The organism is Streptomyces corchorusii (assembly GCF_001514055.1).
Lineage (GTDB): Bacteria > Actinomycetota > Actinomycetes > Streptomycetales > Streptomycetaceae > Streptomyces > Streptomyces olivaceoviridis.
On the sequence record NZ_KQ948359.1, the window covers coordinates 397,767 to 423,404 of the forward strand.

Sequence of the window (25,638 nt, forward strand, 5' to 3'; positions counted from 1 at the left end):
CGCAACCCGCCTGCCGCGCGCGACCTGCCCGAGGAGAGGGGCGACTCAGTCCGGCCACACGCCCGTGGCCAGGAACGCGGCGACCGCGGCGGCGTACGGCGCGATGTCCAGACCCTGTTCCGCGAGCCACGCGTCCGAGTAGTACTTGTCCAGGTACCGGTCACCAGGGTCGCACAGCAGCGTGACGACGCTGCCCGTACGCCCCTCGGCCACCATCTCGGCGACGATCTTCAGCGCGCTCCACAGGCCGGTGCCCGTGGAGCCGCCCGCCTTCCGGCCGATGGCCGCCTCCAGGGCCCGTACGGCGGCGACGCTGGCCGCGTCCGGGACCTTCATCATCCGGTCGATCGCGCCGGGCACGAAGCTCGGCTCCATGCGCGGCCGTCCGATGCCCTCGATCCGGGAACCGCAGTCGCAGGTGACGTCCGGGTCGGCGGCCGTCCAGCCCTCGAAGAAGCAGGAGTTGTCCGGGTCGGCGACGCAGATACGGGTGTCGTACTGCATGTAGTGGACGTAGCGCGCGAGGGTGGCCGAGGTGCCGCCGGTGCCCGCCGTGGCGACGATCCAGGCCGGCTCCGGGAAGCGCTCCAGTCGCAACTGCCGGAAGATCGACTCGGCGATGTTGTTGTTGCCGCGCCAGTCCGTCGCGCGTTCGGCGTAGGTGAACTGGTCCATGTAGTGGCCACGGGTCTCCACCGCGAGGCGGGCGGACTCCTCGTACATCTTCCGGGAGTCGTCCACGAAGTGGCACCGTCCGCCGTGGAACTCGATCAGGCGGATCTTCTCCGCGCTCGTCGTGCGCGGCATGACCGCGATGAAGGGCACGCCGATCAGCTTCGCGAAGTAGGCCTCGGAGACCGCCGTCGAGCCGCTGGACGCCTCGATCACCGGACGGTCCGGGCGGATCCAGCCGTTGCAGAGGCCGTAGAGGAACAGGGAACGGGCGAGCCGGTGCTTGAGGCTGCCGGTGGGATGGGTGGATTCGTCCTTGAGGTAGAGGTCGATACCCCACCGCTCGGGCAGCGGGAAGCGCAGCAGGTGCGTGTCCGCCGATCGGTTCGCGTCGGCCTGAACCTTGCGGACGGCCTCTTTCAGCCAGTCACGGTAGGCGGGGTCACTGCGGTCGACGTCGAGGGTGGCGCCGGCGCTGATCTGGGGGGTGGTGCTCACGGCGGGGCTCCTTACGCTGCTCGCCGACGGCGCCTCACGCGGGCCGGCAAATTGAGCATAGGCACCTTTCACACCGCTTCCCACCTGCATAAACGCATCTTTGAGCCACCCAAAGACGCACTGGGGCACGGATGTACGAGCCAATGGGGGGCGCACGGGCGCGAGTGCTCCGGGCGGCTGTCTCGCGCGCCCCGCGCGTACTGGTGCTCCAGGCCGAGCCGGGGCAGACTGCACGCGACGGGACGACCGTCCCGAACGGGGGCGCACCAGGGAACCACGGGAACACCGCGAGGGGGCGGCCAGACATGGCGGAACCGGAGTTCACGGCCACAGGCGTGCGCATCGGCAAACGCCTGCGTTCGCTCACCCGGGCCGGACAGGTCCGGATCAGCGACGGCAGGCTGCAACTGCTCACCAGCTACGGCAGCGAGATAGACAGCGCGCCGGTGCAGGCGGTGCGCGCGTCCAAGCCGTGGTTCGTACCGGACGATCGAGCGCTCGCCGACGTCAACGGCACGCGGTATCTGCTGACGATGGGCGCGCACGATCCCGCGCCGGGCCGGCCGGGGCCGCCCGCGGCACGGCGGTTCGTCGAGGCGGTCCGCCGGGCGGCGGGGCGCGGCGGCTGAGGAGCGCGCGGCCCCACACGGCCAGGGCGGTCGGCCGCACGCGCCGAGCGCCGATCGGTCGCCCACACGGGAGGGCGGTCGGTCGCACAGGCCGGGCAGTCACACGCTGGGCAGCGGTCGGTCGTACACGCCGGGCAGCGGTCGGTCGCGGCGAGTTGCGGGAGCGCAGCCGCTGCGCCACGCTGGTCTCACGTCACTCTGGGTTTACCGGCGATAACGCTGCGAACCAGCCCGCCGGCCACGACAGCAGGCGGACGTTTGGACGCAAGCACCCTGCTGGATCCGTTGTTCTCCGTGTTCTTCCGGTTCCTCCGGACCTCACATCGGGGAGTCGCAGCCGTGATCAGTCACCCAAGCAGGCACTGCACGGTGGAGCTCCAAGCCCTGCCGTCGCGGATCGGCCAGGTCCGCAGAATCGTATCTGCGCAGTTGCGCTACTGGCATATGGACCCGTTGATAGACCGGGCGGCGCTCGGTGTGACGGAGTTGCTGAGCAACGTCCACCGGCACGCCCGGCCCGACAAGTCATGCACCGTCGAGCTGGAACTGCTGCCGGACCGGCTCACGGTCTCGGTGCGCGACCACGATCCGCGCCTTCCGGTGCCGGCCGACGCCAAGGAGACGACGGCCGCCACTCCGCTGGCCACCTGTGGGCGGGGCCTGGCCATGGTGGCCGCGGTCAGCGAGAGCTGGGGCGCGCGCCCGGACGGCGAGAACGGCAAGGTCGTCTGGTTCACCCTCCCGGCCCCGGCAACCGCCCGCAGCCAGCCGTCGGGCTCGCTGCGGGGGGCGGTACGCAGCACGCCGGCACCGGCTGCGACGAGGGCGGCCGTCCCCACGAGGGCGGCTGCTCCGGCGGAGGCGGCCGTCCCGGCCGGGGCGGTTCTCCCGGCGGGGCCGACCGGTTCGGGGCCGTGCGTGACCCCGGCAGCCCCGGTACCGGCGAGTGCCGCGCCCCTCACACGTCCCGCACCCCCACCCCTCCGACGTACCGCCGCACCCGCCGCGAGCGCGGCGCCCGCCACCACGGCTACGGCGCCGGTCGGGGCGCCCGCCCCCGCCGCGGGTTCCGCCCCCGCCCCGACCGGGGCAGCCGCACCCGCCCGGTCAGCCGTCCCCTCCTGACCCCGCGAAGCCTCCCGGCCGGCCACACTGTGGCCTGCCGGGAGCAGCGGACCCGTCACGAGTCCGCCGAGCCTCCGCTCCGGAACACCGCAGCAGCGCGGGCCGACCCCCAGGGGGCGCCCGCCTCGGTGCCCCCGTTCATCCCACTGGGGAACCAAGCCCCGCCGAGGAACGCAGCCCCTCCAGGTGACCGGCCCCGCGTCAGGTGGCCGCCCCCGCCAAGCCCCGGCGAACCTGCCCGAGCCAGACCGGGCCAGGGTCGCCGTGAAGCGTCCGGCGGGGAAGGCGGCGTCGTCGCTGTCAGGCCGCGCCGCCCTTTCCGGTGCGGCCGAACAGCTCCTCCAGGACGGACAGACGACGCCAGTACTCGTCCTCGTCGATCTCGCCGGAGGCGAAGCGGCGGCCGAGGACCGCGAGCGGCGAGTCACCCGCCGGGCGTCCCGCGTCCACCGGCCGCCAGGGGCCGCGCCCGCGCCGGGCGGTGCGGCGCAGCACGGTGACGGCGCCGGTCACGACGGCCGCCCAGATCAGCGGGACGAACAGGATCCACGGGCCGGGTCCGCCGCCGTCCCAGTGCGCCAGGGTCTGCATCTCGGGTCTCCCCCTCGTCGGTTCGGGTCTTCGGGTGATGTCCCGAGGCTCCCTCCGCCAGGGGGTCCGGGTCGTCGTGCGGGCGGCGGCAGTGCGCGTACCCCACGGGGAGTACGGCCCTGACGCCGGGCTGCTCCGGGAGCGGGTGGCGGACTGTAACTACTAGTATGTACAGTGAGTGCATGAGCACCTCGGAACGACTCATCGAGTCCACCCGCGAGCTGCTGTGGGAGCGCGGGTACGTGGGCACCAGCCCCAAGGCGATCCTGGAGCGCGCCGGGGCCGGCCAGGGCAGCATGTACCACCACTTCAAGGGCAAGCCGGACCTCGCCCTGGCGGCCATCCGGCGCACCGCAGACGAACTGCGGGCCACCGCCGAGGCCGTGCTCGGCGGACCGGGCACGCCGTACGAGCGCATCGAGGCGTATCTGCTGCGCGAGCGTGATGTGCTGCGGGGCTGTCCGGTCGGCCGGCTGACCATGGACCCGGACGTGATCGCGAGCGAGGAACTGCGCGCGCCGGTCGACGAGACGATCGCCGCCATCCGCGAGCGGATCGCCGGGATCGTCGAAGAGGGCAAGCGGCAGGGGCAGTTCGCACCCGGCCTGGACGGCGAGGAGATCGCCGCGGCCGTCCTCGCGACCGTGCAGGGCGGCTATGTCCTCGCCCGCGCGTCCGGATCGCCGGCCGCCTTCGACGCGGGCGTACGCGGTCTGCTCTCCCTGCTGGCACCGCCGGCTCCCCGGCAGGGGAACTGAGCCACGTGCACATCACCGGACGGCGTCCCGACACCCGGCGGGGTCCCGAGGAGAACGTCACCGGCGCGCACGGCGCCGGGCCACCCGCCTAGCGGCGGTGGAGGCCGCCGCGGACGGCACGACGACCGAGTGGCACGCGCACGTGACCGACTGTCCCGCCTGAGCAGTGGCCGACTCCCCCGCCCGAGAAGGGAATTGCGAAGTGCACGCCATGCAGTACGAGTTCACCCTGCCCGCCGACTACGACATGGGGGTCGTCCGCTCCCGTGTCGCCCGCGTCGGCCACCTGCTGGACGACTGGGACGGCCTCGGCATCAAGACGTACCTGATGCGCGAACGCGGTGTGAACCGCTCGCCGGTGAACCAGTACGGCCCGTTCTACCTCTGGAACACCCTGGAGGGCATGAACGGCTTCCTGTGGGGCGGAGCCTTCCAGGGACCCGTCGACGACTTCGGACGGCCCGCGGTCCGGCAGTGGACCGGCCTGGCCTTCGAGGAGGGCACCGCCGCCGAATCCGCCCCCGCGTTCGCCGTGCGCCGGCGCCGACCGGTGCCGGACGGCGTGCGGTTGGCGTCCTTCATGGCGGACGCGGCGGCCGACACCGAGGAGCTGGCGGCGCAGGACGGCGCGGTGCTCGCCGCGGCGGCCGTGGACACCCACGCCTGGGAGCTGGTGCACTTCTCCCTCTGGGAGCACGAGGCGCCGAAGGCCGACGGGGACCTCTTCGAGGTGCTGCACCTGTCCGCACCCGGCCGGGACCGGCTCCCGCGCGGACGGCAGTGGTGACCCGCGTCCGTACGGTCCTCGGCGACGTCCCGGCCGGGGAGCTGGGCGTGTGCGACGCGCACGACCACCTCTTCCTGCGCAGCCCGCGGCTGCCGGGTCAGGAGCTGGACGACCTGCGCGCCGCGCGGTCCGAGCTGGCGGCCTTCCGCGCGGCGGGCGGAGCGGCCGTCGCGCAGTGGACGCCATACGGCATGGGACGGCGCGCGGCGGACCTGCCGGGGCTGTCCCGCGCGACCGGGGTACGGATCGTCTGCGCCACCGGACTGCACCAAGCGGCGCACTACGACCCCGAGTCGCTCGCCCGGCTGCGCGGCGGCCGGCTCGCCGACCTGTTCGTCTCCGAACTCACCGAGGGCATCGGCACGACCGGTGTGCGGGCCGGTTTCATCAAGGTGGCGGGCGGTTTCCACGGGCTCGACGCACACGCCCGCCGGACCATGGCGGCGGCGGCCGATGCACACCACGCCACCGGCGCCCCGATCGCCGTACACCTGGAGCTGGGCACCGGCGCCCTGGACGTACTGGACCTGCTGTGCGGTGAGTTGGGCGTGCCGGGTGAGCGGGTGATCCTGGGGCACCTGAACCGCTCCCCCGACCCGGTGACGCACCGGCAGGCCGCCGCGTCGGGCTGCTGGCTGGCCTTCGACGGCCCGTCCCGCGCCCACCACGCCACCGACTGGCGGATGCCGGAGGCCGTACGGGCCCTGGCGGAGGCCGGGTTCGGGGACCGGCTGCTGCTCGGCGGCGACACGGTGACCGCCGGGGCCCGCTCGGTCGACGGCGGGCCGGGGATGCCGTACCTGCTGCGCCGGGTACGGCAGCGGCTGGTCCAGGCGGTGGGCGCGGACCTGGTGGACCGCGTCCTCACGGAGCACCCGGGGCGGGCGTTCGGGGCCGCCTGGAAGTGAGCGCCTCGCGGCGGGAAATGCGGGTGATCAGGAGCCGGTCGGTTCCCTAACCTGACCGGTATGACCGCACCCGCGTATCCGCCGAAGCCCGTGCCCGGCGACCGAATGGCGATCCTCTCCCCCGGATCCGGTCTGCCGGGGATCCTGCCGCTCCCCCACGAGCTGGGGCTCAGGCGGCTGCGGGAGGACTTCGGCCTGGAACCGGTGGAATACCCCACCACCCGCACCATGGGCTCCACCCCCCGGGAGCGCGCCGCCGACATCCACGCGGCGTTCGCCGATCCGACGATCAAGGCCGTGATGGCCAGCATCGGCGGCGACGACCAGATCACCGTGCTGCCTCACCTGGACCGGGAGCTGATCCGCGCCCACCCGAAGCCGTTCTTCGGCTCCAGCGACAACACCAATCTGCTGCTGTTCCTGCACAATCTGGGCATCGTCGGCTACCACGGCGCCTGCCTGATGACCGAGCTGGGGCGCCCGTACGCGCTGCACCCGATGACCGCCGACTCGGTGCGCGCGGCCCTGTTCACCTGGGGCCCGTACGAACTGCGCCCGGCCGAGCGTTACCGCGACACCGACCGCGACTGGGCCGATCCCGCCACGTTCGACGCCGAACCCGACTCCCAGCCGGGCGGCGGCTGGATCTGGCACCGGCCCGACCGGGTCGTCGCGGGGCGCGCGTGGGGCGGCAACCTGGAGATCCTCTCGTGGCTGCTGATGGCCGACCGCGAGATCGAACGCGATCCGGCGGCCTACGACGGAGGCGTGCTGTTCCTGGAGACCTCGGAGGAGTTGCCGAGCGCCACCGAGGTCTTCCGGATCCTGCGGAACATGGGGGAACGCGGCCTGCTGGAGCGCTTCCCGGCCCTGCTGATGGCCCGCGCCAAGGCCTGGTCCTTCCAGCGGCCGAACGACGCGGACGCCAAGCGCCGTTACGCCACCGAGCAGCGTGAGGCGGTGCTCCGTGCGCTGAAGGTATATGCCCCGCACACCATGGCCGTCTTCGACGTGGACTTCGGCCACACCGATCCGCAGGTGGTGATCCCCTACGGCGGAGAGGTCCGCGTGGACGGCCCGGCGCGCCGGATCACGGTGACGTACTGACGACCCGGCGCCGGAGCACGGTGGCTGCCGACGGCCCGGTGTCCTGCGGTCCTCACGCCTGGTCGCTCCCGGCCAGCGCCTCCAGTGGATCGTCCAGCACCGGCTGCCAGGCCAGTTCCGCCGCGCCGACCAGGCTGTTGTGGTCCAGGGTGCACGGCAGGATGGGGACGCTCCCGCTCTGGCCCCACAGACTGCGGTCGGCGACCACCGCGCGCAGCCGGCCGGGGTCCGCGTCGAGCAGGGTGCGGTGCAGACCGCCGAGGATGATGCGGTCCGGGTTGAGGATGTTGACCAGGCCGGCCAGGCCGAGGCCGAGGCGGTCGATGAGGACCTCGGCGGCCCTGCGGACGGCCGGGTCGTCGTACTGGGTGCGCAGCAGGTCGACTGCCTGCTGGACCAGGGACACCTCGGGGCCGGGCTCCCGGCCCGCCTCCACGAGCAGGGCCAGCGGGTCCGTCTCGACGTCCAGGCAGCCCCGGCTGCCGCAGTGGCAGGGGCGGCCCTCGGGGTTGACCGTGAGGTGGCCGACCTCCAGCGCGAGCCCCGAGCTGCCCGTGTGCAGACGGCCGTCCAGGACGAGCGCGCCGCCGACGCCCCGGTGCCCGGTGGCCACGCACAGCAGGTCCCGCGCGCCCCGGCCGGCGCCGTGCCGGTGTTCGGCGAGCGCGGCGAGGTTGACGTCGTTGCCCGCGAACGCGGGTCCGTCGATGCCGGCGGCACGCACGCGCTCCGCGAAGATCTCCCGGACGGGGGCGCCCACGGGCCAGGCCAGGTGCAGCGGGTTGAGGGCCAGGCCGGCGGGTTCGGCGACGGCGGACGGCACGGCGAGTCCGGCGCCGACACAGCGCCGGCCGGTGCGGCGCAGCAGCTCCGCGCCCGCCTCGACCACGGAGCCGAGCACCTTCGCCGGGTCGGCGTCGACGGTCTCGCAGCCGGGGGCGGTCGCCACGATCCGTCCGCCGAGGCCGACCAGCGCGGCCCGGAAGCCGTCGGCGTGGACCTGGGCCGCGAGCGCGACGGGACCGTCCTCGGCGACCTCCAGCCGGTGCGAGGGGCGCCCCTGGGAGCCGGCCGCCGAGCCGGGCCGGGCGTCCACGCGGATCAGGCCCAGCGCCTCCAGCTCGGCGGCGACCGCGCCGGCCGTCGCCCGGGTGACACCGAGTTCGGCGGTGAGCACGGCGCGGGTCGGCGCCCGTCCGGTGTGCACCAGCCCCAGCGCCGGCCCGAGCGCCCCGCGCCCGCGGTCCAGCCGCGCCCTCGACGTGGTCCTCTCCCCCGTCGCCCGGGGATCCGCGTTGCCGCTCATGAGGGCGAGTCTCCCATGATCCGCTGTCCGGGTGGCCTGCGCCGGCGGCTACAGGCCGCTCACCCGCAGGGTGATGTTCAGCCGTCCGGCGAGACCCAGCCAGGCCGGGGCCGTGCCCGGGCGGACGCGCGGCACTCCGTGGTAGGCGAACCGGGACGGGCCGCCGAAGACGAACAGGTCTCCGCTGCGCAGTTCCACGTCGGTGTAGGGCTTCGCGCGCGTGCCGGTGTTGCCGAAGCGGAACACGCAGGTGTCCCCGAGGCTCAGCGAGACCACCGGCGCGTCGGTCTTCTCGTCGCCGTCGCGGTGCATGCCCATGCGGGCGTCACCGTCGTAGAAGTTGATCAGTGCGATGTCGTACGGCACGGCCGGTACGGCGTCCGGGCCGAGCGCGTCGGCCACCGCGCGGCGGCCCAGCGCGCCGAGCCAGTCCGGGAACGGCTTCACGGGGCTGCCGTCGCCGTCGACGACGGTGCGGGCGTAGGCGTAGGGGTACCAGTGCCAGCCCAGGCAGACCTGGCGCGCGGTCATCGTGCCGCCGCCCGGCGTGCGGACCGTGCGCAGCCCGGCGGGAGGCCGGGCCCAGTCGCGGCAGGCGGCGAGCAGGGCGCGCTGCCGCTCGGCGTCCAGCCAGTCCACGACGTGCACGGCGCCCGGCGCGACCTCCGCACGCTCCCGGCCGAACAGCTCGTCCTCCATGCCCCCATCCTGCCCCACGCCCTCTGATCTGCGGCTCCGCTAGCCTGGACGCACGATGAGCGACCGTATGACGACACCGTGGGGCGAGGTCGAGCTGACCCGCTTCCCCGAGGACTCCCGCGACCGGCTGCGCGCCTGGGACGCGTCCGACGCGTACCTGCTGCGCCATCTCGCGGAGGAGAAGGTACCGCTCACGGGCACGGTCGTGGTGGTCGGGGACCGCTGGGGCGCGCTGGTGACCGCGCTGGCGGAGCACCGGCCGACGCAGATCACCGACTCCTTCCTCGGCCAGGAGGCGACCCGGGCTAACCTGGCGCGGGCGGGTGTGGAGCCCGGTGCCGTACGGCTGCTCACCACGCAGGACCCGCCGCCGGAGCGGGTGGACGTGCTGCTGGTGCGGGTGCCGAAGAGCCTGGCGCTGCTGGAGGACCAGTTGCTGCGGCTGGCGCCCGCGGTGCACGCGGACACGGTCGTGGTCGGCACCGGCATGGTGAAGGAGATCCACACCTCGACGCTCCGGTTGTTCGAGCGGATCCTCGGCCCGACCCGGACCTCCCTGGCCCGGCAGAAGGCCCGGCTGATCTTCTGCACCCCGGACCCGGCGCTGGAGCGGCCCGCGAACCCGTGGCCGTACAGCTACGCCCTGCCGGACGGCGTCGGCGCGGTGTCGGGGCGCACGGTGGTCAACCACGCGGGCGTGTTCTGCGCCGAGCGGCTGGACGTCGGCACCCGCTTCTTCCTGCGGCACCTGCCCGGCCCCGGCGCCGGGCGCGTGGTGGACCTCGGCTGCGGCAACGGTGTGGTCGGTACGGCGGTGGCGCTGGCCGATCCGGCGGCCGAGGTGCTGTTCGTGGACGAGTCGTACCAGGCGGTGGCCTCGGCGGAGGCGACGTACAAGGCGAACGGGGTGCCGGGGCACGCCGAGTTCCGGGTCGGGGACGGGCTGGCCGGGGTGGCGCCCGGCAGTGTGGACCTGGTCCTGAACAACCCGCCGTTCCACTCCCACCAGGCGACGACGGACGCGGTGGCGTGGCGGATGTTCACCGGGGCGCTGCGGTCGCTGCGGCCGGGGGGCGAGCTGTGGGTGATCGGAAACCGGCACCTGGGGTACCACGTGAAGCTGAGGCGGTTGTTCGGCAACAGTGAACTGGTGGCGTCGGACCCGAAGTTCGTGGTGCTGAGGGCGGTCAGGAGGGGTTAGGCGCTCCGCCGGGAGCCGAGCCGGTCAGCCCCCGGCCCCGGAGAGGACCCCGATGATCCGCCGTACCTCGCGGGCCATCGCCTCCCGCCCCACGCTGAGGTAGGTGCGCGCGTCGACAGCCTCGGGGCGAGCGGCGAGGAACTCCCTGATCGCCCCGGTCATGGCCGCGTTGAGCGCGGTCCCGACGTTGACCTTGGCGATGCCGCGGCCGACCGCCGCGACCAGGCCGTCGTCCGGCACCCCGGAGGAGCCGTGCAGGACGAGCGGCACGGTCAGCGCGGCGGACAGCCGCCCCAGCAGGCCGAGGTCGAGGACGGCGGTGCGGGTGGTCATGGCGTGCGTGCTGCCGATGGCGACGGCCAGGGCGTCGACGCCGGTGCCGGCGACGAAGTCCCGCGCCCGGCCGGGATCGGTACGGGCGCCGGGCGCGTGCGCGTCCAGCGGGGGCCGGCCGTCCTTGCCCCCGATCTGCCCCAACTCGGCTTCGATCCAGAGACCTTGGGCGTGTGCCCAGTCGACGGCGGCCCGGGTCGCGGCCAGGTTGCCGGTGTACGGCAGGCGGGCCGCGTCGTACATGACCGAGCTGAACCCGGCGCCGGGCGCCTGGCGCAGCAGGTCGTCGCTCTGCACGTGGTCCAGGTGCAGAGCGACGGGGACGGCGGCCCGTTCGGCGGCGGCGACGGCGGCGCGGGCCAGCGGCAGCAGCCGTCCGTAGCGGAACCTGACGGCGTTCTCGCTGACCTGGAGGACCACGGGTGCGCCGGCCGACTCGGCGCCGGCGACGACGGCCTCGATGTGTTCCAGGGTGATGACGTTGAACGCGGCGACGGCGGAGCGGGCGGCGGCGGCCCGGGTGATCAGCTCGCCGGTGGACGCGAGGGGCACGTGGGGTGTCCTTCCGGGAGGGCCGGCGGGTTCAGGGGGCGAGGATCACCGAGCGGGTCAGGTGCCGCGGCCGGTCGGGGTCGAGGCCCCGGGCGGCGGCGACGGCGACGGCGAGGCGCTGAACCCGGACGAGTTCGGCGAGCGGGTCGAGCCCGCCCTCGATCCACAGGCCGCCGGTGGCGCGGACCTGTTCGGCGAGTCCGTCGGGCGCCTCGCCGAGCATCCAGGTGGCCGTCCCCTCGGTGGTGACGCTGATCGGGCCGTGCCGGTACTCCATCGCCGGGTAGGACTCGGTCCAGGAGAGGGAGGCCTCGCGCATCTTCAGCCCGGCCTCGTGGGCGAGTCCGACGGTCCAGCCGCGCCCGAGGAAGGCGAACTGCGCGCACTCCACGAGCCCTTGGGGCAAGGGAGCGGCGAGGGCGGTGCGCGCGTCGGCGACGACGGCGTCGGTGTGCAGGCCGAGGTGGGCGCGGAGGAGGGTGAGCGCGGTGGTCGCGAACCGGGTCTGGACGACGGAGCGTTCGTCGGCGAAGTCCAGCACGACGAGGTCGTCGGCGGCCGACACGACCGGGGTGTCCGGGTCGGCGGTCACGGCGGTGGTGCGGGTCCGCCTCGCCGGCCCCGCGAGCAGTTCCAGCACTTCGGTGGTGGTGCCGGACCGGGTGAGGGCGAGGACCCGGTCGTACGACCGCCCGTGCGGGAACTCGGAGGCGGGGAAGGCGTCGGTCTCGCCCTGTCCGGCGCCCTCGCGCAGGGCGGCCACGGCCTGGGCCATGAAGTACGAGGTCCCGCACCCGACGACGGCGACCCGCTCGCCGGGCTGCGGCAGTGCGCCGCGGTGGTGCTCCGCCTGCTCGGCCGCCCGTATCCAGCACTCGGGCTGGCTGTTCAGCTCGTCCTCGACATGTGTCATGCCCAGACCCTCCCCTGGCTGATTGTTCTTGCAAGGTATAGCGAGCTTTCGAGCACAATCAAGCATTCGGACGCCAGGTCGGGTGCGCTAGGGTCGCCGGAGATCGAACGGAAGGGAGGCGGCGGATGTCCCGGGACGCCCGCTGGCAGGCGCTGCTGGAACTGCTCGTCGAGCGCGGCCGGCTGGAGGTCGAGGAGGCGGCGGCCGAGCTGGCGGTGTCGGCGGCGACGATCCGCCGGGACTTCGACCAGCTCGCGGAACAGCAGATGCTGGTCCGCACCCGGGGCGGGGCCGTGGTGCACGGGGTGTCCTACGAGCTCCCGCTGCGCTACAAGACGGCCCGGCGCGCCTCGGAGAAGCAGCGCGTCGCCAAGGCGGTGGCCGAACTCCTCGCTCCGGGCGAGGCGGTGGGTCTGACCGGGGGTACGACCACCACGGAGGTGGCCCGGGCGCTGGCCGTGCGCGGTGACCTCGCCACCGGCTCACCGGCGCTCACCGTGGTCACCAACGCGCTCAACATCGCCAACGAGCTCGCCGTACGCCCCCAGTTCAAGATCGTGGTGACGGGCGGGGTGGCGCGTGCGCAGTCGTACGAGCTCGTCGGCCCGCTCGCGGACGGGGTGTTGGGCCAGATCACGCTCGACGTGGCGGTGCTCGGTGTCGTCGGCTTCGACGTGGCGCACGGGGCGGCGGCGCACGACGAGGCGGAGGCCGCGATCAACCGGCTGCTGTGCGAGCGCGCCGAGCGGGTGGTGGTCGCGGCCGACTCCAGCAAGCTGGGCCGCCGGGCGTTCGCCCGGATCTGCGGGACGGAGCTGGTGGACACGCTGGTGACGGACACGGCGGCGGAGCGGGAGACGGTACGGCGGTTCGAGGAGGCGGGCGTCCGGGTGCTGACGGTGTGAGACGGCCCCGGCCCGGCCGGCCTCCCGGCTCCCGGCGCCGCCTCAGAGCCCGCCGAGGTCGGCCTTCACGAACCCCGCGCCGCGCTGGTCGTTGCAGCCCGCGACCGCCCGGTCCGCCGGATCGGGCCACGTCTGCTGGGCCTGGAGCGCCACGCTGACCAGCGTCAACAGCAGGTCGACGTCGCTCGTGGCGTCCAGGCGCAGGGTGACCCACTGCGAGCCGGGCACGACCCTGATGGCGTCCGAGCCCCTGAGGTCCTTGGCGAACCGGCGGACGGCCCGGTCGGTGAGCCGCAGGTCGACGTCACGCTCGGAGTGGAAGTGCGCGATCTCCCCCTGGGCCGACCGCACGGCCCGTCCCAGACCGCAGCTCGGGACGGCCTGTCTCAGGTCCGGCCAGGTCGCCAGTTGCGCGAGCGCGCGCGAGGCCAACGTCATGGGCCCATCATGGCCCGCTCACCCGTCCGCAACCAGCTCGTGAGCAAGCATTAACCGACCTGTATCCGTGCTGCGTTCACGAATCCGCACAGGAATCCACCCCTCGAACAGACCGGCGCCCCACAGGGCGGGCAGCTGCGCCTCGACACTCCGTTGACTCCGGCCGAACCGCCGTGCGACGGTGAGGGCGCGCTCCCCTCACGAAGCCCTGGGAACTGGAGGCAGACGCTGTGACCTTCGGAAACGATGACTCCCGCCGGCCCATGGAGCGCAGTCTGACGCCGGACCAGCTGGAGCTGTTCGAGAAGGAGTTCACCGCGCGTCCGGTGAACCGGCTGATGCAGAACGCGGTCACCCGGACGCCCGTCGACGATGTCGCCCTCGACCGGCGGATACTCACCGGTATCGATCACTCGGTCTCCCACCACCTGGACGACTGGAAGGCCACCGACCAGAAGCAGAGCGGGCGTTGCTGGATGTTCGCCGGGCTCAACCTGCTCCGGGTCGGCGCCGCACGGAAGCTGGGCGTGAAGGACTTCGAGTTCTCCCAGAACTACCTGCTCTGGTGGGACAAGTTCGAGCGGGCGAACCACTTCCTTGAGGCCGTCGTCGAGACCTCGGACCGGGACGTGGACGACCGCACGGTGGCCCACCTGCTGGCGGACCCGATCGGTGACGGCGGCCAGTGGAACATGTTCGTCGCCCTCGTCTCCAAGCACGGCCTGGTCCCCAAGTCAGCCATGCCGGAGACCAACAGCTCCTCCTCGACCCGGGCGATGAACCGGGCCCTGAGCACCCTGCTCCGCCAGGGCGCCCGGGATCTGCGCGCGCTGGCGGCCGAGGGGGTCGCAGCACAGCGGGAGCACAAGCGGGAGGTGCTGGCCGCCGTCCACCGGGTGCTCGGCATCCATCTCGGCACGCCTCCGCAGCGGTTCCTGTGGCAGTGGGAGGACAAGGACAAGGAGTTCCACCGCGACGGCTGGCTCACCCCGGCCGAGTTCGCCACCTCCTATGTCGAGCTCCCGCTGGACGAGTACGTCTGCCTGGTGCACGATCCGCGGGAGTCGAGCCCGGTCGGCCGCACGTTCACCGTCGAGTACCTGGGCAATGTCGTGGACGCCCCGCCGGTCGTCTACCTCAACGCGCCGATGGAGCTGCTGAAGCGGCTGGCCATGGAGGCGATCGTCGGCGGCGAGCCGGTGTGGTTCGGCTGCGACGTGGCCAAGATGATGCACGCGGACGCCGGCGTCTGGGACGCCGCGCTCTTCGACTACGCGGCCGTCTACGACGCCCCGTTCACCCTGGACAAGGCCGACCGGCTGCTGCACCACGACACGCAGATGACCCATGCGATGCTGTTCACCGGAGTCGACGTGGTGGACGGGAGCCCGCGCCGCTGGCGGGTGGAGAACAGCTGGGGCGAGAAGAAGGCCGACAAGGGCTTCTGGACCATGAACGACTCGTGGTTCGGCGAGCATGTCTTCGAGATCGCCGTGCGCCGCTCTGCGCTGCCGCCGGAGCTGGCCGCCGCCCTCGACCAGCCGCCGATCGTCCTCCCCGTCTGGGACCCCATGGGCGCCCTCGCGGGCTGAGCGCGCCGGCGAGGGCCGCCGCCTGACCGCCTGTCGATCCCGTCAGTGCTGGTGGCCGGCCCGAACGACTCGCGGATCGCCTGACCGCCGTACCGCCGTCGTCGTCGCGGTCGGCGAAGTGCGGCTCGCCGCCGCGCCCTGCGGGGACCGAGCCGAGGCGCCGGGCGGCGCGGGCGTGTCCGGGCCGAGGCGCCAGGAGGTACCCGAGGCAGGCGGAACGGTCGTCACCGGCGTCGCGCAGGCCCGGGCCGCGCGCGGGTTCCGGCCTGTGCGGCAGCCAACTCGCCGCTGCTCCCGGGTATGCCGGCGAACGTCTGCCCGTGCATCCGCGGACGGGGGCAGACGGTCGCCGTGCGGCGCCCCGGCCCGTCTCCCCGGCCGCTCGCGCCGTGCACGCATGCCCCCTGGAGCCCGCTCCATCCGGCACACTCAGCCCATGGAGACTGCCGAGTTCCTTCAGATCCTGGACCGCGAGGGTGGATTGCTCGCGGCAGCCGCCGCCGCTGCGGGGACCGAAGCCAAGGTGCCGACGTGCCCGGAGTGGCAGGTGCGGGACCTGGTACGGCACACCGGCACGGTGCACCGGTGGGCCGCCGCCCTGGTCGCCGAGGGGCACACCGCCCCCCGGCCCGTGGGCGAGCCGCCGGCGCTGGACGGGGCCGAGCTGGTGGCCTGGTACCGGGACGGTCACCGTCTGCTGGTGGAGACGCTGGCCGCCGCGCCGGCCGACCTGGAGTGCTGGACCTTCCATCCCGCGCCGAGCCCCTCGTCGCTGGCGTTCTGGACCCGGCGGCAGGCGCACGAGACGACCGTGCACCGCTACGACGCCGAGGCGGCGCGCGGCGGCACGCCGTCCCCGATCGCGCCGGAGTTCGCGGTGGACGGCATCGACGAACTGCTGCGCGGCTTCCACGCCCGCCCCCGCAGCCGGGTGCGCACCGAGGAGCCGCGTACGCTCCGGGTGCGCGCGGTGGACGCGGGGCCGGACGCGGTGTGGACGGTGCGGCTCGGTGACGGGCCGCCGGTGACCGTACGGGCGGAGCAGGGCCCGGCCGAGGCCGAACTCTCGGGGCCGGCCGATCAGTTGTACCTGGCGCTGTGGAACCGGACGGCGGTGCCGCACGTGACCGGCGACCCGTCACTCGCGGCCCTGTGGCGGGAGCGGTCCCGGATCTGACGACCGCGACAGCCCTCACCGGCGCCGAGACCCGTCAGTCCGGCACCGGGACCCGTCAGTCCGTCTCGGTCAGCATCCTGGCCAGCACCGCGCGCTGCACCGGCCGTACCTCGCCGTGCAGCGCGCGTCCCTTCGCCGTGAGGACCACCCGCACCCCGCGCCGGTCCTCCGGACACATGGCCCGCTCGACCAGGCCGTCCTTCTCCAGGCGGCCGATGAGCCGGGACAGCGCGCTCTGGCTGAGGTGGACCCGGTCGGAGATCTCCTGCACCCGGTAGGCGGAGCCGCCGTCCGCGGCCGCGCCCTCGGCCAGCAGGTCGAGAACCTCGAAGTCGCTCGCGCACAGTCCGTGCCCGTGCAGTGCCCGGTCCACCTCGCACTGGGTGCGGGCATGCAGGGCCAGGATGTCGCGCCACTGCTCCACGAGCGCCTGTTCGGGCTGCTTCTTCGCCGCCATGAGCGCACCGTAGCAGACAAACGCATTTATTGCACCGTCATTAAATGCGCTTGCATCTCATGCATGTGCATGTAAGTGTGCCCGGCATGACCTCTCCGCTCACCACCTCCGCGGCCCCGTCCCCGGCGGTCCGCTGGACACCCAGACTGTGGGGCACCCTGCTGGTGCTGTGCGCCGCGATGTTCCTGGACGCGCTGGACGTGTCGATGGTCGGCGTCGCGCTGCCCTCCATCGGTTCCGACCTCGGCCTGTCCACGTCGACCCTGCAATGGGTCGTCAGCGGCTACATCCTGGGCTACGGCGGCCTGCTCCTCCTCGGCGGCCGGACCGCGGACCTGCTCGGCCGGCGCCAGGTGTTCCTGGTGGCGCTCGGTGTCTTCGCGCTCGCCTCGCTGCTCGGCGGACTGGTGGACTCCGGCCCGCTGCTGATCGCCAGCCGCTTCATCAAGGGCCTGAGCGCGGCCTTCACGGCACCGGCGGGCCTGTCGATCATCACCACCACGTTCCCGGAGGGCCCGCTGCGCAACCGGGCCCTGTCGATCTACACCACCTGCGCCGCCGCCGGCTACTCCATGGGCCTCGTCTTCTCCGGGCTGCTCACCGAGGCCAGCTGGCGGTTCACCATGCTGCTGCCCGCCCCGGTCGCACTGCTCGCGCTGCTCGTGGGCACGAGGCTGCTGCCGCGCAGCGAGCGCGAACGCGACCACGGCGGCTACGACATCCCGGGTGCCGTCCTCGGCACCGCCTCGATGCTGCTGCTGGTGTTCACCGTCGTCGAGGCGCCCGGGACCGGCTGGGCCTCGGCCCGGACGCTCCTGTCCTTCGTCGCCGTGGCCGTCATGCTGGTCGCCTTCGTGCTCGTCGAACTGCGCAGCCCCAGCCCGCTGATCCGGCTCGGGGTGCTGCGCTCCGGGCCGCAGGTCCGGGCCCAGCTCGGCGCGTTGACGTTCGTCGGCAGCTACACGGGGTTCCAGTTCCTGGTCACGCTCTACATGCAGCAGGTGCTGGGCTGGTCGGCCCTGCACACGGCGCTGGCGTTCCTGCCGGCGGGCGCGCTGGTGGCGCTCTCCGCGACCAAGGTCGGGGCCGTCATCGACCGGTTCGGCACCGCACGGCTGATCGTGCTCGGCTTCGTCCTGCTGGCGGTCGGGTACGCGCTGTTCCTGCGCGTCGACCTGCACCCGGTCTACGCGGCGGTGATCCTGCCGACCATGCTGCTGGTCGGCTCGGGCTTCGCGCTGACCTTCCCGTCCCTCAACGTCCAGGCCACCAACGGTGTGGACGAGCACGAGCAGGGCATGGTCTCCGGTCTGCTCAACACCTCGGTGCAGGTGGGCGGCGCGCTCTTCCTGGCCGTCGTCACGGCGGTGGTGACCGCGCACACTCCCGCGCGGGCCACCCCGCAGGCCGTCCTGGACAGCTACCGGCCCGGTCTGGTCGTGGTCGCGGCCATGGCCGTCGTGGGGCTGCTGCTGTCGCTCACCGGGCTGCGCCGGTCCCGCCGGGGACGGTCGGTCGTGGTCGCCAGGTCCACCGTGCAGGAGGCGGACGCGGACCGCGTACCGGTCCGTGACTAGCGAAGAACAGGAAAGAGGAGGGCGCCTGCGCGCGTGCGCCCGGCGGGAATCGCTTGTCCCGCCGGGCGCACGCCTGCGAAACTGACGAAATGTATGCAAACGGGGGCCGCCGGACCAAGGCGGAGCAGGACGCGGCGACGGTCGAGGCCGGCTACGCGCTCGTCAGCGCCGCGTTCGCGGCGGCGGTGCTGTTCGGGGCCGTGGCCGGGCCCGCGCTCCTCTTCGACCTGCCCGACCTCCCCTCGAAGGTCCTGCTGCGGCTCGGCATGGCGGTCGCGTCGGTCGTGTTCGTGGCCCGGGTGGTCAGCGTGCTGGTGCGCTTCCGGCGGACGGCTCAGCCCAGCCAGCCGGGCCGTACCAACCCCGACTCGTAGGCGAGGACGACGAGTTGGGCGCGGTCCCGAGCGCCCAGCTTCACCATGGTCCGGCTCACGTGCGTCTTGGCCGTGAGCGGGCTGACCACCAGCCGGCGGGCGATCTCCTCGTTGGACAGGCCGATGCCCACCAGCGCCATCACCTCCCGCTCCCGCTCGGTGAGCCGGGCGAGCGCGTCCGCAGCCGCGGGTTGCTTGGACCGCGCCGCGAACTCGGCGATCAGCCGGCGCGTGACGCCCGGCGACAGCAGTGCGTCCCCCTCGACCACCGCCCGTACGGCGCGCAGGAGTTCGTCCGGCTCCGTGTCCTTCACCAGGAAGCCGGAGGCACCCGCGCGGATGGCCTCGAAGACGTACTCGTCCACTTCGAAGGTGGTGAGCACGACCACCTTCACGTCCGCCAGGGCCGGGTCGGAGGTGATGCGCCGGGTCGCGGCCAGACCGTCCAGCAGCGGCATGCGGATGTCCATGAGCACGACGTCCGGCCGCAGTTCGCGCACCCGGCGCAGCGCCTCCTCGCCGTCGGCCGCCTCGCCGGCCACCTCGATGTCCGGCTGGGCGTCGAGCAGCGCCCGGAAACCGGCGCGCACCAGCGACTGGTCGTCGGCCAGCAGTACCCGGATCACTGGTCCTCCCCGAGGTGCGACGGCAGGACGGCGAGCACCCGGAAGCCGCCGTCGGGGCGCGGGCCCGCCTCGATGGTGCCACCCAGCGCGGCGGCCCGCTCCCGCATGCCGGCCAGCCCGTTGCCGCCGCCCCCGGCGTCCGCGCCGGTCGCCGGTCCGTCGTCGTCGATCCGCAGCCGCAGAACGCCGTCGGCGTACGCGAAGCGCACGCGCGCGTGCCGTGAACCGGAGTGGCGTACGACGTTGGTGAGGGCCTCCTGCACGATGCGGAAGGCGGCCAGGTCGGCGCCCGGTGGCAGCCGGGGCGGCTCGCCCTCGGTCCCGACGGTCAGGCCGGCCGCCGCGGCCTGCTCCACCAGTTCCGGCAGCCGGTCCAGACCGGGCGCGGGAGCGCGCGGCGCGGCGCCCGGCGCGCGCAGGGTGCCGAGGACCTGGCGCACCTCGCCGAGGGCCTCCTTGCTGGCGGCCTTGATCGTGGTGAGCGCGGCCCGCGCCTGCTCGGGGTCGCTGTCCAGCAGCGCGAGTCCCATGCCGGCCTGGACGTTGATGACGGAGATGCTGTGGGCGAGGACGTCGTGCAGTTCGCGGGCGATGCGCAGCCGCTCCTCGTCCGCGCGCCGTCGCGCCGCCTCCGCGCGGTCCGCGCGCTCCCGTGCCCACTGTTCGCTCCGCGCCCGGCCCAGCTCGGCGAGGGCGACGACCGCCAGCACCCAGGTGGCGACGACGATCTCCTGGCCGATGCCCGCGCCGCGGTCCCCGGCGGGCGGGAGCCATCGGTACAGCCAGAGCGCGACCAGGGCGTGTCCCGCCCACAGCAGGGTCACGGCGGCCCAGGCCGCCCGCCGGCACCCGGCGACGACCGCGCCGAAGCAGCCGACCGCCACGGTGAGGAAGACGGGTCCGTACGGGTGGCCGAGGGCCAGATAGGCGAGGGTCGCGGTGGCCGTGCCGAACGCCACGGCCACCGGGTGGCGGTGCCGCCACAGCAACAGCGCCGAGGCGAGAAGCAGCAGCACGCGCGCGTAGCCGTCGAGCGGCACCCGGTCCGGCTGGCCGTGCGCGGCGAAGTCGCTGCCGACCAGCACGAACGCGGTGAGCAGCACGGTGGAACGCCACGGCGTCCGGGCGCGGTGCGTCGCCGCGTGGTCCGGGCGGTTCCACCCCGGCGGCCCGTACCGCCACCAGTGCGAGGGGCCGCCGCCGTGCTGCTCGTCCATACGGGCACGCTAGACGCCGCCGCACCGGGCCGACGTCAGCCGGACGAGGTGATCACGGGTACTCCCGGGGGAGTACGCGCCTCAGGACACCGGGGTGAGGCGGCTCACGGGGCGCCGCCGGTCGGGACTCCCCGCCCCGGCCGCCATGCGGACTCCCCGCCCCGGACGCAAGGCGACACCCCGCGCCCCGAGCGCCAAGCGAGACCCACATCCCGCACGCCGGACAGCACTCCCCGTCCCGGATGCCAAGCGAGACCCCCCGTCCCGGACGCAAGGCGAGGCCCCGCGCCCCAGACGCCGGACGGCACTCCCCGCCCCGAGCGCCAAGCGAGACCCCGCACCCCGCGCGCCAGGCGCACTCCCCGCCCCGGACGCAAGGCGAGACCCCGCACCCCGAACGCCGGACAGCGCCCCCCGCCCCGGACACCGGACGGGACTCCGCACCCCGAACGCAAGGCGCACTCCCCGCCCCGAGCGCCAAGCGAGACCCCGCATCCCACCCACCGGCGGAAGCAGTGGCGGGGCGAGCCGGGCGGGCGGGCGGCGCCGGGACGGTCCGCGGTGGGCGTGGTCCGGCACCGGGCGCCCCGCCGCGGGCCCGTGGCCGCCAGCGGCAGCGCGCGACCCGACTCCGCCCTGGCAGGGGAAAGCGCCGGGGCGGTCAGGTGACGTCCTTGCAGGGCAGCCCCACGGAGGTGTACCTGCCGTTGTCCAGCTCCCAGCCCTCGGCACAGGTCTGGCCGGTTCCCCGGCCCTTCCCCGCGACGCCGGGGTAGGCGCTGTCCTTGCCTTCCGCCCTCATGCCGGGGCCCCACACGTTGATGTGGCCGTAGAACCGGTTCGAGCCGCTGTAGTAGCCGCTCGTCGTGTAGCCGGACGCGTTGCCGACCACGTTGACGCAGACCTTGTGATTGCATCCGTGCGCGTCCCTGTGCCCAGGGGTCTTGCTCACCCGGAGGCACACGTCCCGCGCGCACTCCCAGGCCGCGCTTTCGTGGGCCGTCCCGGCGGCGCCGGCACCGGCGCTTGCCGTGATCAGGGCGAATGCCGCTGCCGCGACGAGCAGAGAACGCATGGAACCTCCTGTGTGACCGGCTCAGAGAGCACCCTGACACCCAGTCAAGCCACGGACGTGACCGGCCCGGTAGGAGATCCGCCGCCAAACCACCCTGAAGGGGGCAACGCCCCACTCATCCCCGCCCCAGTCCCACCCCCTCCGCCAGCCGGCCGGCCGCGTGCCGGAAGAACGTCTCCCGGTCCTCCACCACCCGGTTGAACTGGCCGAACAGTTCGAAGCCGATCAGTCCGAACAGCTGGGCCCAGGCCGCCACCAGCGCCACCGCGGCCTCCGGCGGTACGTCGGCGGCGAAGTCGGCGGCCATGCGCGCGCCCTCGGGGCGCAGGTCGGCCGGGAGGGAGAGCTCGGACAGGCCCGGACCCTCGTGGGCGTCCCGCACGATGCCGATGAAGACCATGCCGACGCGGGCCGCGGCCGGGACGGTGGTCTCGGGGGCGGAGTAGCCGGGCACGGGCGAGCCGTAGATCAGCGCGTACTCGTGCGGATGGCCGAGCGCCCAGTCGCGTACCGCCTCGCACACGGCGATCCAGCGGGCCGGCGGCGGGGCGTCGGCCGCGGCGTCCCGGGCCCGCTCGGCCGCCTCGCCGACGGAGTCGTAGGCGTCGATGATCAGGGCGGTCAGCAGGTCGTCCCGGCTGGGGAAGTAGCGGTACAGGGCCGACGAGACCATGCCCAGCTCGCGGGCCACGGCCCGCAGGGAGAGCTTGGCCGCGCCCTCCGCCGCGAGCTGTCTGCGTGCCGCCTCCTTGATGGCCGCGGTGACTTCCTGCCTGGCCCGGGCGCGGGCACCCTGTGCGGTGGTCATGCCAGCAGTGTGCCATGCGGGAGAGCGGTGCACACAGACGAGAGCGGCAGACAAATAAGAGAGCAGTGCTCTTGCTTCGGAGCACCTCTCTCCCTCACACTGGAGACGAACGAGAGCACCGCTCTCTCACACCGTGGGGGTCACCATGTCGACACACGTCGTCCAGCCGGGCTGGTTCACCGTCAACGTCTTCAACCGGGCCGTCTCCTGGCTCACCCGGCGCGGCATCAGCGTCTGGGGCTCCCGCGTCCTCGCGGTGCGGGGGCGCAAGAGCGGGCAGTGGCGCATCACGCCGGTCAACCTGCTGACCGTGGACGGGCAGCAGTACCTGCTGGCCCCGCGCGGCCACGTCCAGTGGACCCGGAACATGCGCGCGGCCGGCGGCGGCGAACTGCGGCTCGGCAAGAACGTGGACGTCTTCACCGCGACCGAGGTCGCCGACGACGACAAGGTCCCGCTGCTGCGGGCCTACCTCAAGCGCTGGAAGGCGGAGGTCGGGGTCTTCTTCAACGGCGTCGGCCCCGACTCCCCGGACGCGGAGCTGCGCCGGATCGCCCCCGACCACCCCGTCTTCCGCATCACCGTCACGAACTGACGGACTCCTCCGCCGAGGCGGCCTGGCCCCGGTCGAACGCGGTCAGGGCGCGCTGGGCGATCGGATGGGAGCGGACGAGCTCGCCCAGCGAGGTGGAGCCCTGGGTGATGTCCCGGAACGCCCGCCAGGCCGGGCGGAACCCGGTGAGGGCCGCGTGGAAGAGGCCGGGGCGCTTCTCGAACACCGCCAGCATCCGCTTGCCGACGCTCATCTCGACGCCGAGCCCCGCCTTGATCGCGAACGCGTAGTTCAGGGCTTGGCGGCGGGTGTCGACGGCGTCGTGCGCCTCGGCGATCCGGACCGCCCACTCCCCCGCCAGCCGGCCCGAGCGCAGCGCGAAGGAGATGCCCTCGCGGGTCCACGGCTCCAGCAGGCCGGCCGCGTCCCCGCAGACCAGCACCCGGCCCCGGGACAGCGGCGAGTCGTCGGCGCGGCAGCGGGTCAGGTGCCCGGAGGAGATGGCGGGCTCGAAGCCGGCGAGACCCAGCCGGGCGATGAAGTCCTCCAGGTACCGCTTGGTGGCGGCGCCCTCACCGCGCGCGGAGATCACGCCGACCGTCAGCGTGTCGCCCTTCGGGAAGACCCAGCCGTAACTGCCCGGCATCGGGCCCCAGTCGATGAGGACCCGGCCCTTCCAGTCCTCGGCGACCGTCTCCGGCACCGGGATCTCCGCCTCCAGGCCGAGGTCGACCTGGTCGAGCTTCACGCCGACGTGGGCTCCTATCCGGCTGGCGCTGCCGTCCGCGCCGACGACCGCGCGGGCCAGCACCGTCTCCCCGCCCTGGAGGACGACGGCAACCGTGCGCCGGTCCGGCACCGCCGAGCCGTGCTGCTCGACCCGCTGCACGGTGACGCCCGTACGCAGCTCGGCGCCCGCCTTCTGGGCGTGCTCGACCAGTTGCTGGTCGAACTCGGGGCGGTTGATCAGCCCGAAGAGCATCTGCTTGGAACGGCGGGTGCGGGTGAAGCGGCCGTTGTTGGAGAAGGTGACCGCGTGCACCCGGTCCCGGAAGGGCAGCTCGAAGCCGGGTGGCAGCGCGTCGCGCGAGGGGCCGATGATGCCGCCGCCGCACGTCTTGTAGCGGGGCAACTCGGCCTTCTCCAGCAACAGCACGCGCCGTCCCGCGACCGCCGCCGCGTAGGCGGCCGAGGCGCCCGCGGGGCCCGCGCCCACCACGACGACGTCCCAGACCTGCTGCACGTCGTCCGCCGAAGAGTTCTCGCCGCTCACGATGGTCTACCGCTCCGATCAAGCCGTTGCCGAGTGTCCTGTCGCATCCTACGGCGGCCGTCCGCGCAGGCCACTGTGGGAGGATCGGTCCCATCCCGTACAACGTCGCACCTACGAGGAGCGTGCCCATGCCGTCGAATCCGGTCGCCGAGACCGTCGCCTCGCTGCTGCCCCGGGCGAAGGCGGAGCTGGCCGAACTGGTCGCCTTCAAGTCGGTGGCGGACTTCGCGCAGTTCCCGAAGAGCGAGAGCGACGCCGCCGCGGGCTGGGTAGCCGACGCACTGCGCGCCGAGGGCTTCACGGACGTGGCCCTGCTGGACACCCCGGACGGCACGCGGTCCGTGTACGGCCACCTCCCGGGCCCGGACGGTGCGAAAACGGTTCTGCTGTACGCGCACTACGACGTGCAGCCCCCGCTGGACGAGGCCGGCTGGGCCACCCCGCCGTTCGAGCTGACCGAGCGCGACGGCCGCTGGTACGGCCGCGGGACCGCCGACTGCAAGGGCGGCTTCATCATGCACCTGCTCGCGCTGCGCGCCCTCAAGGCGAACGGCGGCGTCCCGGTGCACGTGAAGGTGATCGTGGAGGGCTCGGAGGAGCAGGGCACGGGCGGCCTGGAGCGGTACGCCGAGCAGCACCCCGAGCTGCTGGAGGCGGACACCATCGTCATCGGCGACGCGGGCAACTTCCGGGCCGGCCTGCCGACGGTGACCACCACGCTGCGCGGTATGACCATGGTCCGGGTGCGGATCGACACCCTGGCCGGCAACCTGCACTCGGGCCAGTTCGGCGGCGCCGCGCCGGACGCGCTGGCCGCGCTGATCCGGGTGCTGGACTCGCTGCGCGCCGAGGACGGCTCCACCACGGTCGACGGCCTGGACGCCATGGCCCGGTGGGACGGTCTGCAGTACGCCGAGGAGCAGTTCCGCACGGACGCCAAGGTGCTGGACGGCGTCGAGCTGATCGGTGGCGGTTCGGTCGCCGACCGCCTCTGGGCCCGCCCGGCGGTCACCGTCCTCGGCATCGACTGCCCGCCGGTCGTGGGCGCCACCCCGTCGGTGCAGTCGAGTGCCCGCGCCCTGATCAGCCTGCGGGTGCCGCCGGGCGTGGACGCGGCAGAAGCCACCCGGCTGCTCCAGGCGCACGTCGAGGCGCACACCCCGTGGGGCGCCCGGGTCAGCACCGAGCAGATCGGCCAGGGCCAGCCGTTCCGCGCCGACACCTCCAGCCCCGCCTACCAGGCGATGGCCGACGCGATGGCGGTGGCCTACCCGGGCGAGACCATGAGTTACGCGGGCCAGGGCGGCTCCATCCCGCTGTGCAACACGCTCGCCGGTCTCTACCCGAAGGCGGAGATCCTGCTCATCGGGCTGAGCGAGCCGGAGGCGCAGATCCACGCGGTCAACGAGAGCGTGTCCCCCGAGGAGCTGGAGCGGCTGTCGGTCGCGGAGGCGCTGTTCCTGCGCAACTACGCGGCGAGCTGAACC

26 protein-coding genes and 1 pseudogene are annotated in these 25,638 nt (G+C 73.6%); 14 read left to right on the plus strand and 13 right to left on the minus strand.

Going from position 1 to position 25,638, the window contains the following annotated elements; translation table 11 throughout:
* Positions 1–45 precede the first annotated feature (45 nt).
* Positions 46–1,170, minus strand: a complete 1,125-nt coding sequence (gene cds1 / locus AQJ11_RS25215; RefSeq protein ID WP_014671111.1) for an L-cysteine desulfhydrase Cds1 — start codon at positions 1,168–1,170, stop codon at positions 46–48.
* Positions 1,171–1,475: 305 nt separating this feature from the next.
* On the opposite strand from cds1, the gene AQJ11_RS25220 reads away from it, so the two are divergent.
* Both AQJ11_RS25220 and AQJ11_RS51195 read left to right on the plus strand, forming a co-directional pair.
* On the plus strand, positions 1,476–1,799 hold the full coding sequence (locus AQJ11_RS25220; protein WP_014671112.1) for a hypothetical protein: 324 nt from the start codon (positions 1,476–1,478) through the stop codon (positions 1,797–1,799).
* A gap of 339 nt (positions 1,800–2,138) precedes the next feature.
* Positions 2,139–2,681, plus strand: a pseudogene (locus AQJ11_RS51195) (ATP-binding protein); the annotation flags it as partial.
* Between the two features lie 543 nt (positions 2,682–3,224).
* Here the strand turns inward: AQJ11_RS51195 and AQJ11_RS25230 are convergent.
* The gene (locus AQJ11_RS25230; RefSeq protein ID WP_058079524.1) at positions 3,225–3,515 is read right to left on the minus strand and encodes an SHOCT domain-containing protein; all 291 of its coding nucleotides are present in this window, start codon (positions 3,513–3,515) and stop codon (positions 3,225–3,227) included.
* 167 nt (positions 3,516–3,682) lie between these two features.
* Here AQJ11_RS25230 and AQJ11_RS25235 point away from each other — a divergent pair, with 167 nt between their 5' ends.
* The 4 genes from AQJ11_RS25235 to AQJ11_RS25250 all read left to right on the plus strand — a co-directional run bounded on the left by AQJ11_RS25235 (position 3,683) and on the right by AQJ11_RS25250 (position 7,075).
* On the plus strand, positions 3,683–4,273 hold the full coding sequence (locus AQJ11_RS25235) for a TetR/AcrR family transcriptional regulator (protein WP_059264471.1): 591 nt from the start codon (positions 3,683–3,685) through the stop codon (positions 4,271–4,273).
* Between the two features lie 202 nt (positions 4,274–4,475).
* Complete coding sequence (locus AQJ11_RS25240) at positions 4,476–5,060, plus strand: DUF4865 family protein (protein WP_059264472.1); 585 nt, start codon at positions 4,476–4,478, stop codon at positions 5,058–5,060.
* On the plus strand, positions 5,057–5,968 hold the full coding sequence (locus AQJ11_RS25245) for a phosphotriesterase family protein (protein WP_059264473.1): 912 nt from the start codon (positions 5,057–5,059) through the stop codon (positions 5,966–5,968). Before AQJ11_RS25240 ends, AQJ11_RS25245 begins: the two co-directional genes overlap by 4 nt.
* A 60-nt stretch (positions 5,969–6,028) precedes the next feature.
* Positions 6,029–7,075 carry a S66 family peptidase gene (locus AQJ11_RS25250; protein WP_059264474.1) on the plus strand — a complete coding sequence of 349 codons (1,047 nt, stop codon included), beginning with the start codon at positions 6,029–6,031 and terminating at the stop codon, positions 7,073–7,075.
* A 52-nt stretch (positions 7,076–7,127) separates the two neighbouring features.
* On the opposite strand, the gene AQJ11_RS25255 is transcribed toward AQJ11_RS25250, so the two are convergent.
* The gene (locus AQJ11_RS25255; protein ID WP_014671119.1) at positions 7,128–8,381 is read right to left on the minus strand and encodes an ROK family protein; all 1,254 of its coding nucleotides are present in this window, start codon (positions 8,379–8,381) and stop codon (positions 7,128–7,130) included.
* 48 nt (positions 8,382–8,429) lie between these two features.
* Positions 8,430–9,080 carry an alpha-ketoglutarate-dependent dioxygenase AlkB family protein gene (locus tag AQJ11_RS25260; RefSeq protein ID WP_014671120.1) on the minus strand — a complete coding sequence of 217 codons (651 nt, stop codon included), beginning with the start codon at positions 9,078–9,080 and terminating at the stop codon, positions 8,430–8,432.
* Between the two features lie 67 nt (positions 9,081–9,147).
* On the opposite strand from AQJ11_RS25260, the gene AQJ11_RS25265 reads away from it, so the two are divergent.
* Positions 9,148–10,281: a methyltransferase gene (locus AQJ11_RS25265; protein WP_059264475.1), complete on the plus strand. Its 1,134-nt coding sequence runs from the start codon at positions 9,148–9,150 to the stop codon at positions 10,279–10,281.
* 24 nt (positions 10,282–10,305) lie between these two features.
* Here the strand turns inward: AQJ11_RS25265 and AQJ11_RS25270 are convergent, their stop codons facing one another.
* Positions 10,306–11,166 carry a class II fructose-bisphosphate aldolase gene (locus AQJ11_RS25270; RefSeq protein ID WP_059264476.1) on the minus strand — a complete coding sequence of 287 codons (861 nt, stop codon included), beginning with the start codon at positions 11,164–11,166 and terminating at the stop codon, positions 10,306–10,308.
* A 31-nt stretch (positions 11,167–11,197) separates the two neighbouring features.
* Positions 11,198–12,079: an SIS domain-containing protein gene (locus AQJ11_RS25275; protein WP_059264477.1), complete on the minus strand. Its 882-nt coding sequence runs from the start codon at positions 12,077–12,079 to the stop codon at positions 11,198–11,200.
* Positions 12,080–12,204: 125 nt separating this feature from the next.
* On the opposite strand from AQJ11_RS25275, the gene AQJ11_RS25280 reads away from it, so the two are divergent.
* Positions 12,205–12,984, plus strand: a complete 780-nt coding sequence (locus tag AQJ11_RS25280; protein WP_059264478.1) for a DeoR/GlpR family DNA-binding transcription regulator — start codon at positions 12,205–12,207, stop codon at positions 12,982–12,984.
* 42 nt (positions 12,985–13,026) lie between these two features.
* On the opposite strand, the gene AQJ11_RS25285 is transcribed toward AQJ11_RS25280, so the two are convergent.
* Positions 13,027–13,422: a luciferase domain-containing protein gene (locus AQJ11_RS25285; RefSeq protein WP_158506433.1), complete on the minus strand. Its 396-nt coding sequence runs from the start codon at positions 13,420–13,422 to the stop codon at positions 13,027–13,029.
* Between the two features lie 263 nt (positions 13,423–13,685).
* On the opposite strand from AQJ11_RS25285, the gene AQJ11_RS25290 reads away from it, so the two are divergent.
* A complete protein-coding gene (locus AQJ11_RS25290; protein WP_059264525.1) occupies positions 13,686–15,014 on the plus strand; it encodes a C1 family peptidase in 1,329 nt (442 codons plus the stop codon).
* A 436-nt stretch (positions 15,015–15,450) separates the two neighbouring features.
* Positions 15,451–16,191 carry a maleylpyruvate isomerase family mycothiol-dependent enzyme gene (locus AQJ11_RS25295; RefSeq protein ID WP_014671127.1) on the plus strand — a complete coding sequence of 247 codons (741 nt, stop codon included), beginning with the start codon at positions 15,451–15,453 and terminating at the stop codon, positions 16,189–16,191.
* Positions 16,192–16,246: 55 nt separating this feature from the next.
* Here the strand turns inward: AQJ11_RS25295 and AQJ11_RS25300 are convergent, their stop codons facing one another.
* The gene (locus AQJ11_RS25300) at positions 16,247–16,648 is read right to left on the minus strand and encodes a MarR family winged helix-turn-helix transcriptional regulator (RefSeq protein ID WP_059264479.1); all 402 of its coding nucleotides are present in this window, start codon (positions 16,646–16,648) and stop codon (positions 16,247–16,249) included.
* An 86-nt stretch (positions 16,649–16,734) separates the two neighbouring features.
* On the opposite strand from AQJ11_RS25300, the gene AQJ11_RS25305 reads away from it, so the two are divergent.
* Together AQJ11_RS25305 and AQJ11_RS25310 are read left to right on the plus strand one after the other, a co-directional pair.
* Positions 16,735–18,225 (plus strand): MFS transporter, encoded by a 1,491-nt coding sequence (locus AQJ11_RS25305; protein WP_059264480.1) that lies wholly within the window; start codon positions 16,735–16,737, stop codon positions 18,223–18,225.
* Between the two features lie 89 nt (positions 18,226–18,314).
* Positions 18,315–18,599 (plus strand): DUF6332 family protein, encoded by a 285-nt coding sequence (locus AQJ11_RS25310; protein WP_059264481.1) that lies wholly within the window; start codon positions 18,315–18,317, stop codon positions 18,597–18,599.
* On the opposite strand, the gene AQJ11_RS25315 is transcribed toward AQJ11_RS25310, so the two are convergent.
* The 4 genes from AQJ11_RS25315 to AQJ11_RS25330 form a co-directional block, all read right to left on the minus strand.
* Positions 18,560–19,225, minus strand: coding sequence for a response regulator transcription factor (locus AQJ11_RS25315; RefSeq protein ID WP_059264482.1), 666 nt, complete (start codon positions 19,223–19,225; stop codon positions 18,560–18,562). The two genes, AQJ11_RS25310 and AQJ11_RS25315, sit on opposite strands and share 40 nt — an antisense overlap.
* Entirely contained in the window at positions 19,222–20,442 is a 1,221-nt protein-coding gene (locus AQJ11_RS25320) for a sensor histidine kinase (protein ID WP_059264483.1), read from the minus strand. Before AQJ11_RS25320 ends, AQJ11_RS25315 begins: the two co-directional genes overlap by 4 nt.
* A gap of 661 nt (positions 20,443–21,103) precedes the next feature.
* Complete coding sequence (locus AQJ11_RS25325; protein WP_059264484.1) at positions 21,104–21,517, minus strand: hypothetical protein; 414 nt, start codon at positions 21,515–21,517, stop codon at positions 21,104–21,106.
* 115 nt (positions 21,518–21,632) lie between these two features.
* Positions 21,633–22,325 (minus strand): TetR/AcrR family transcriptional regulator, encoded by a 693-nt coding sequence (locus tag AQJ11_RS25330; RefSeq protein ID WP_014671134.1) that lies wholly within the window; start codon positions 22,323–22,325, stop codon positions 21,633–21,635.
* 145 nt (positions 22,326–22,470) lie between these two features.
* Between AQJ11_RS25330 and AQJ11_RS25335 the strand changes: the two genes are divergently transcribed.
* The gene (locus AQJ11_RS25335; RefSeq protein WP_059264485.1) at positions 22,471–22,920 is read left to right on the plus strand and encodes a nitroreductase family deazaflavin-dependent oxidoreductase; all 450 of its coding nucleotides are present in this window, start codon (positions 22,471–22,473) and stop codon (positions 22,918–22,920) included.
* On the opposite strand, the gene AQJ11_RS25340 is transcribed toward AQJ11_RS25335, so the two are convergent.
* Positions 22,910–24,151, minus strand: a complete 1,242-nt coding sequence (locus AQJ11_RS25340; RefSeq protein ID WP_014671136.1) for a geranylgeranyl reductase family protein — start codon at positions 24,149–24,151, stop codon at positions 22,910–22,912. The genes AQJ11_RS25335 and AQJ11_RS25340 overlap by 11 nt on opposite strands.
* Positions 24,152–24,279: 128 nt before the next feature.
* On the opposite strand from AQJ11_RS25340, the gene AQJ11_RS25345 reads away from it, so the two are divergent.
* On the plus strand, positions 24,280–25,635 hold the full coding sequence (locus tag AQJ11_RS25345) for a dipeptidase (RefSeq protein WP_059264486.1): 1,356 nt from the start codon (positions 24,280–24,282) through the stop codon (positions 25,633–25,635).
* The last annotated feature ends 3 nt before the right edge of the window (positions 25,636–25,638 follow it).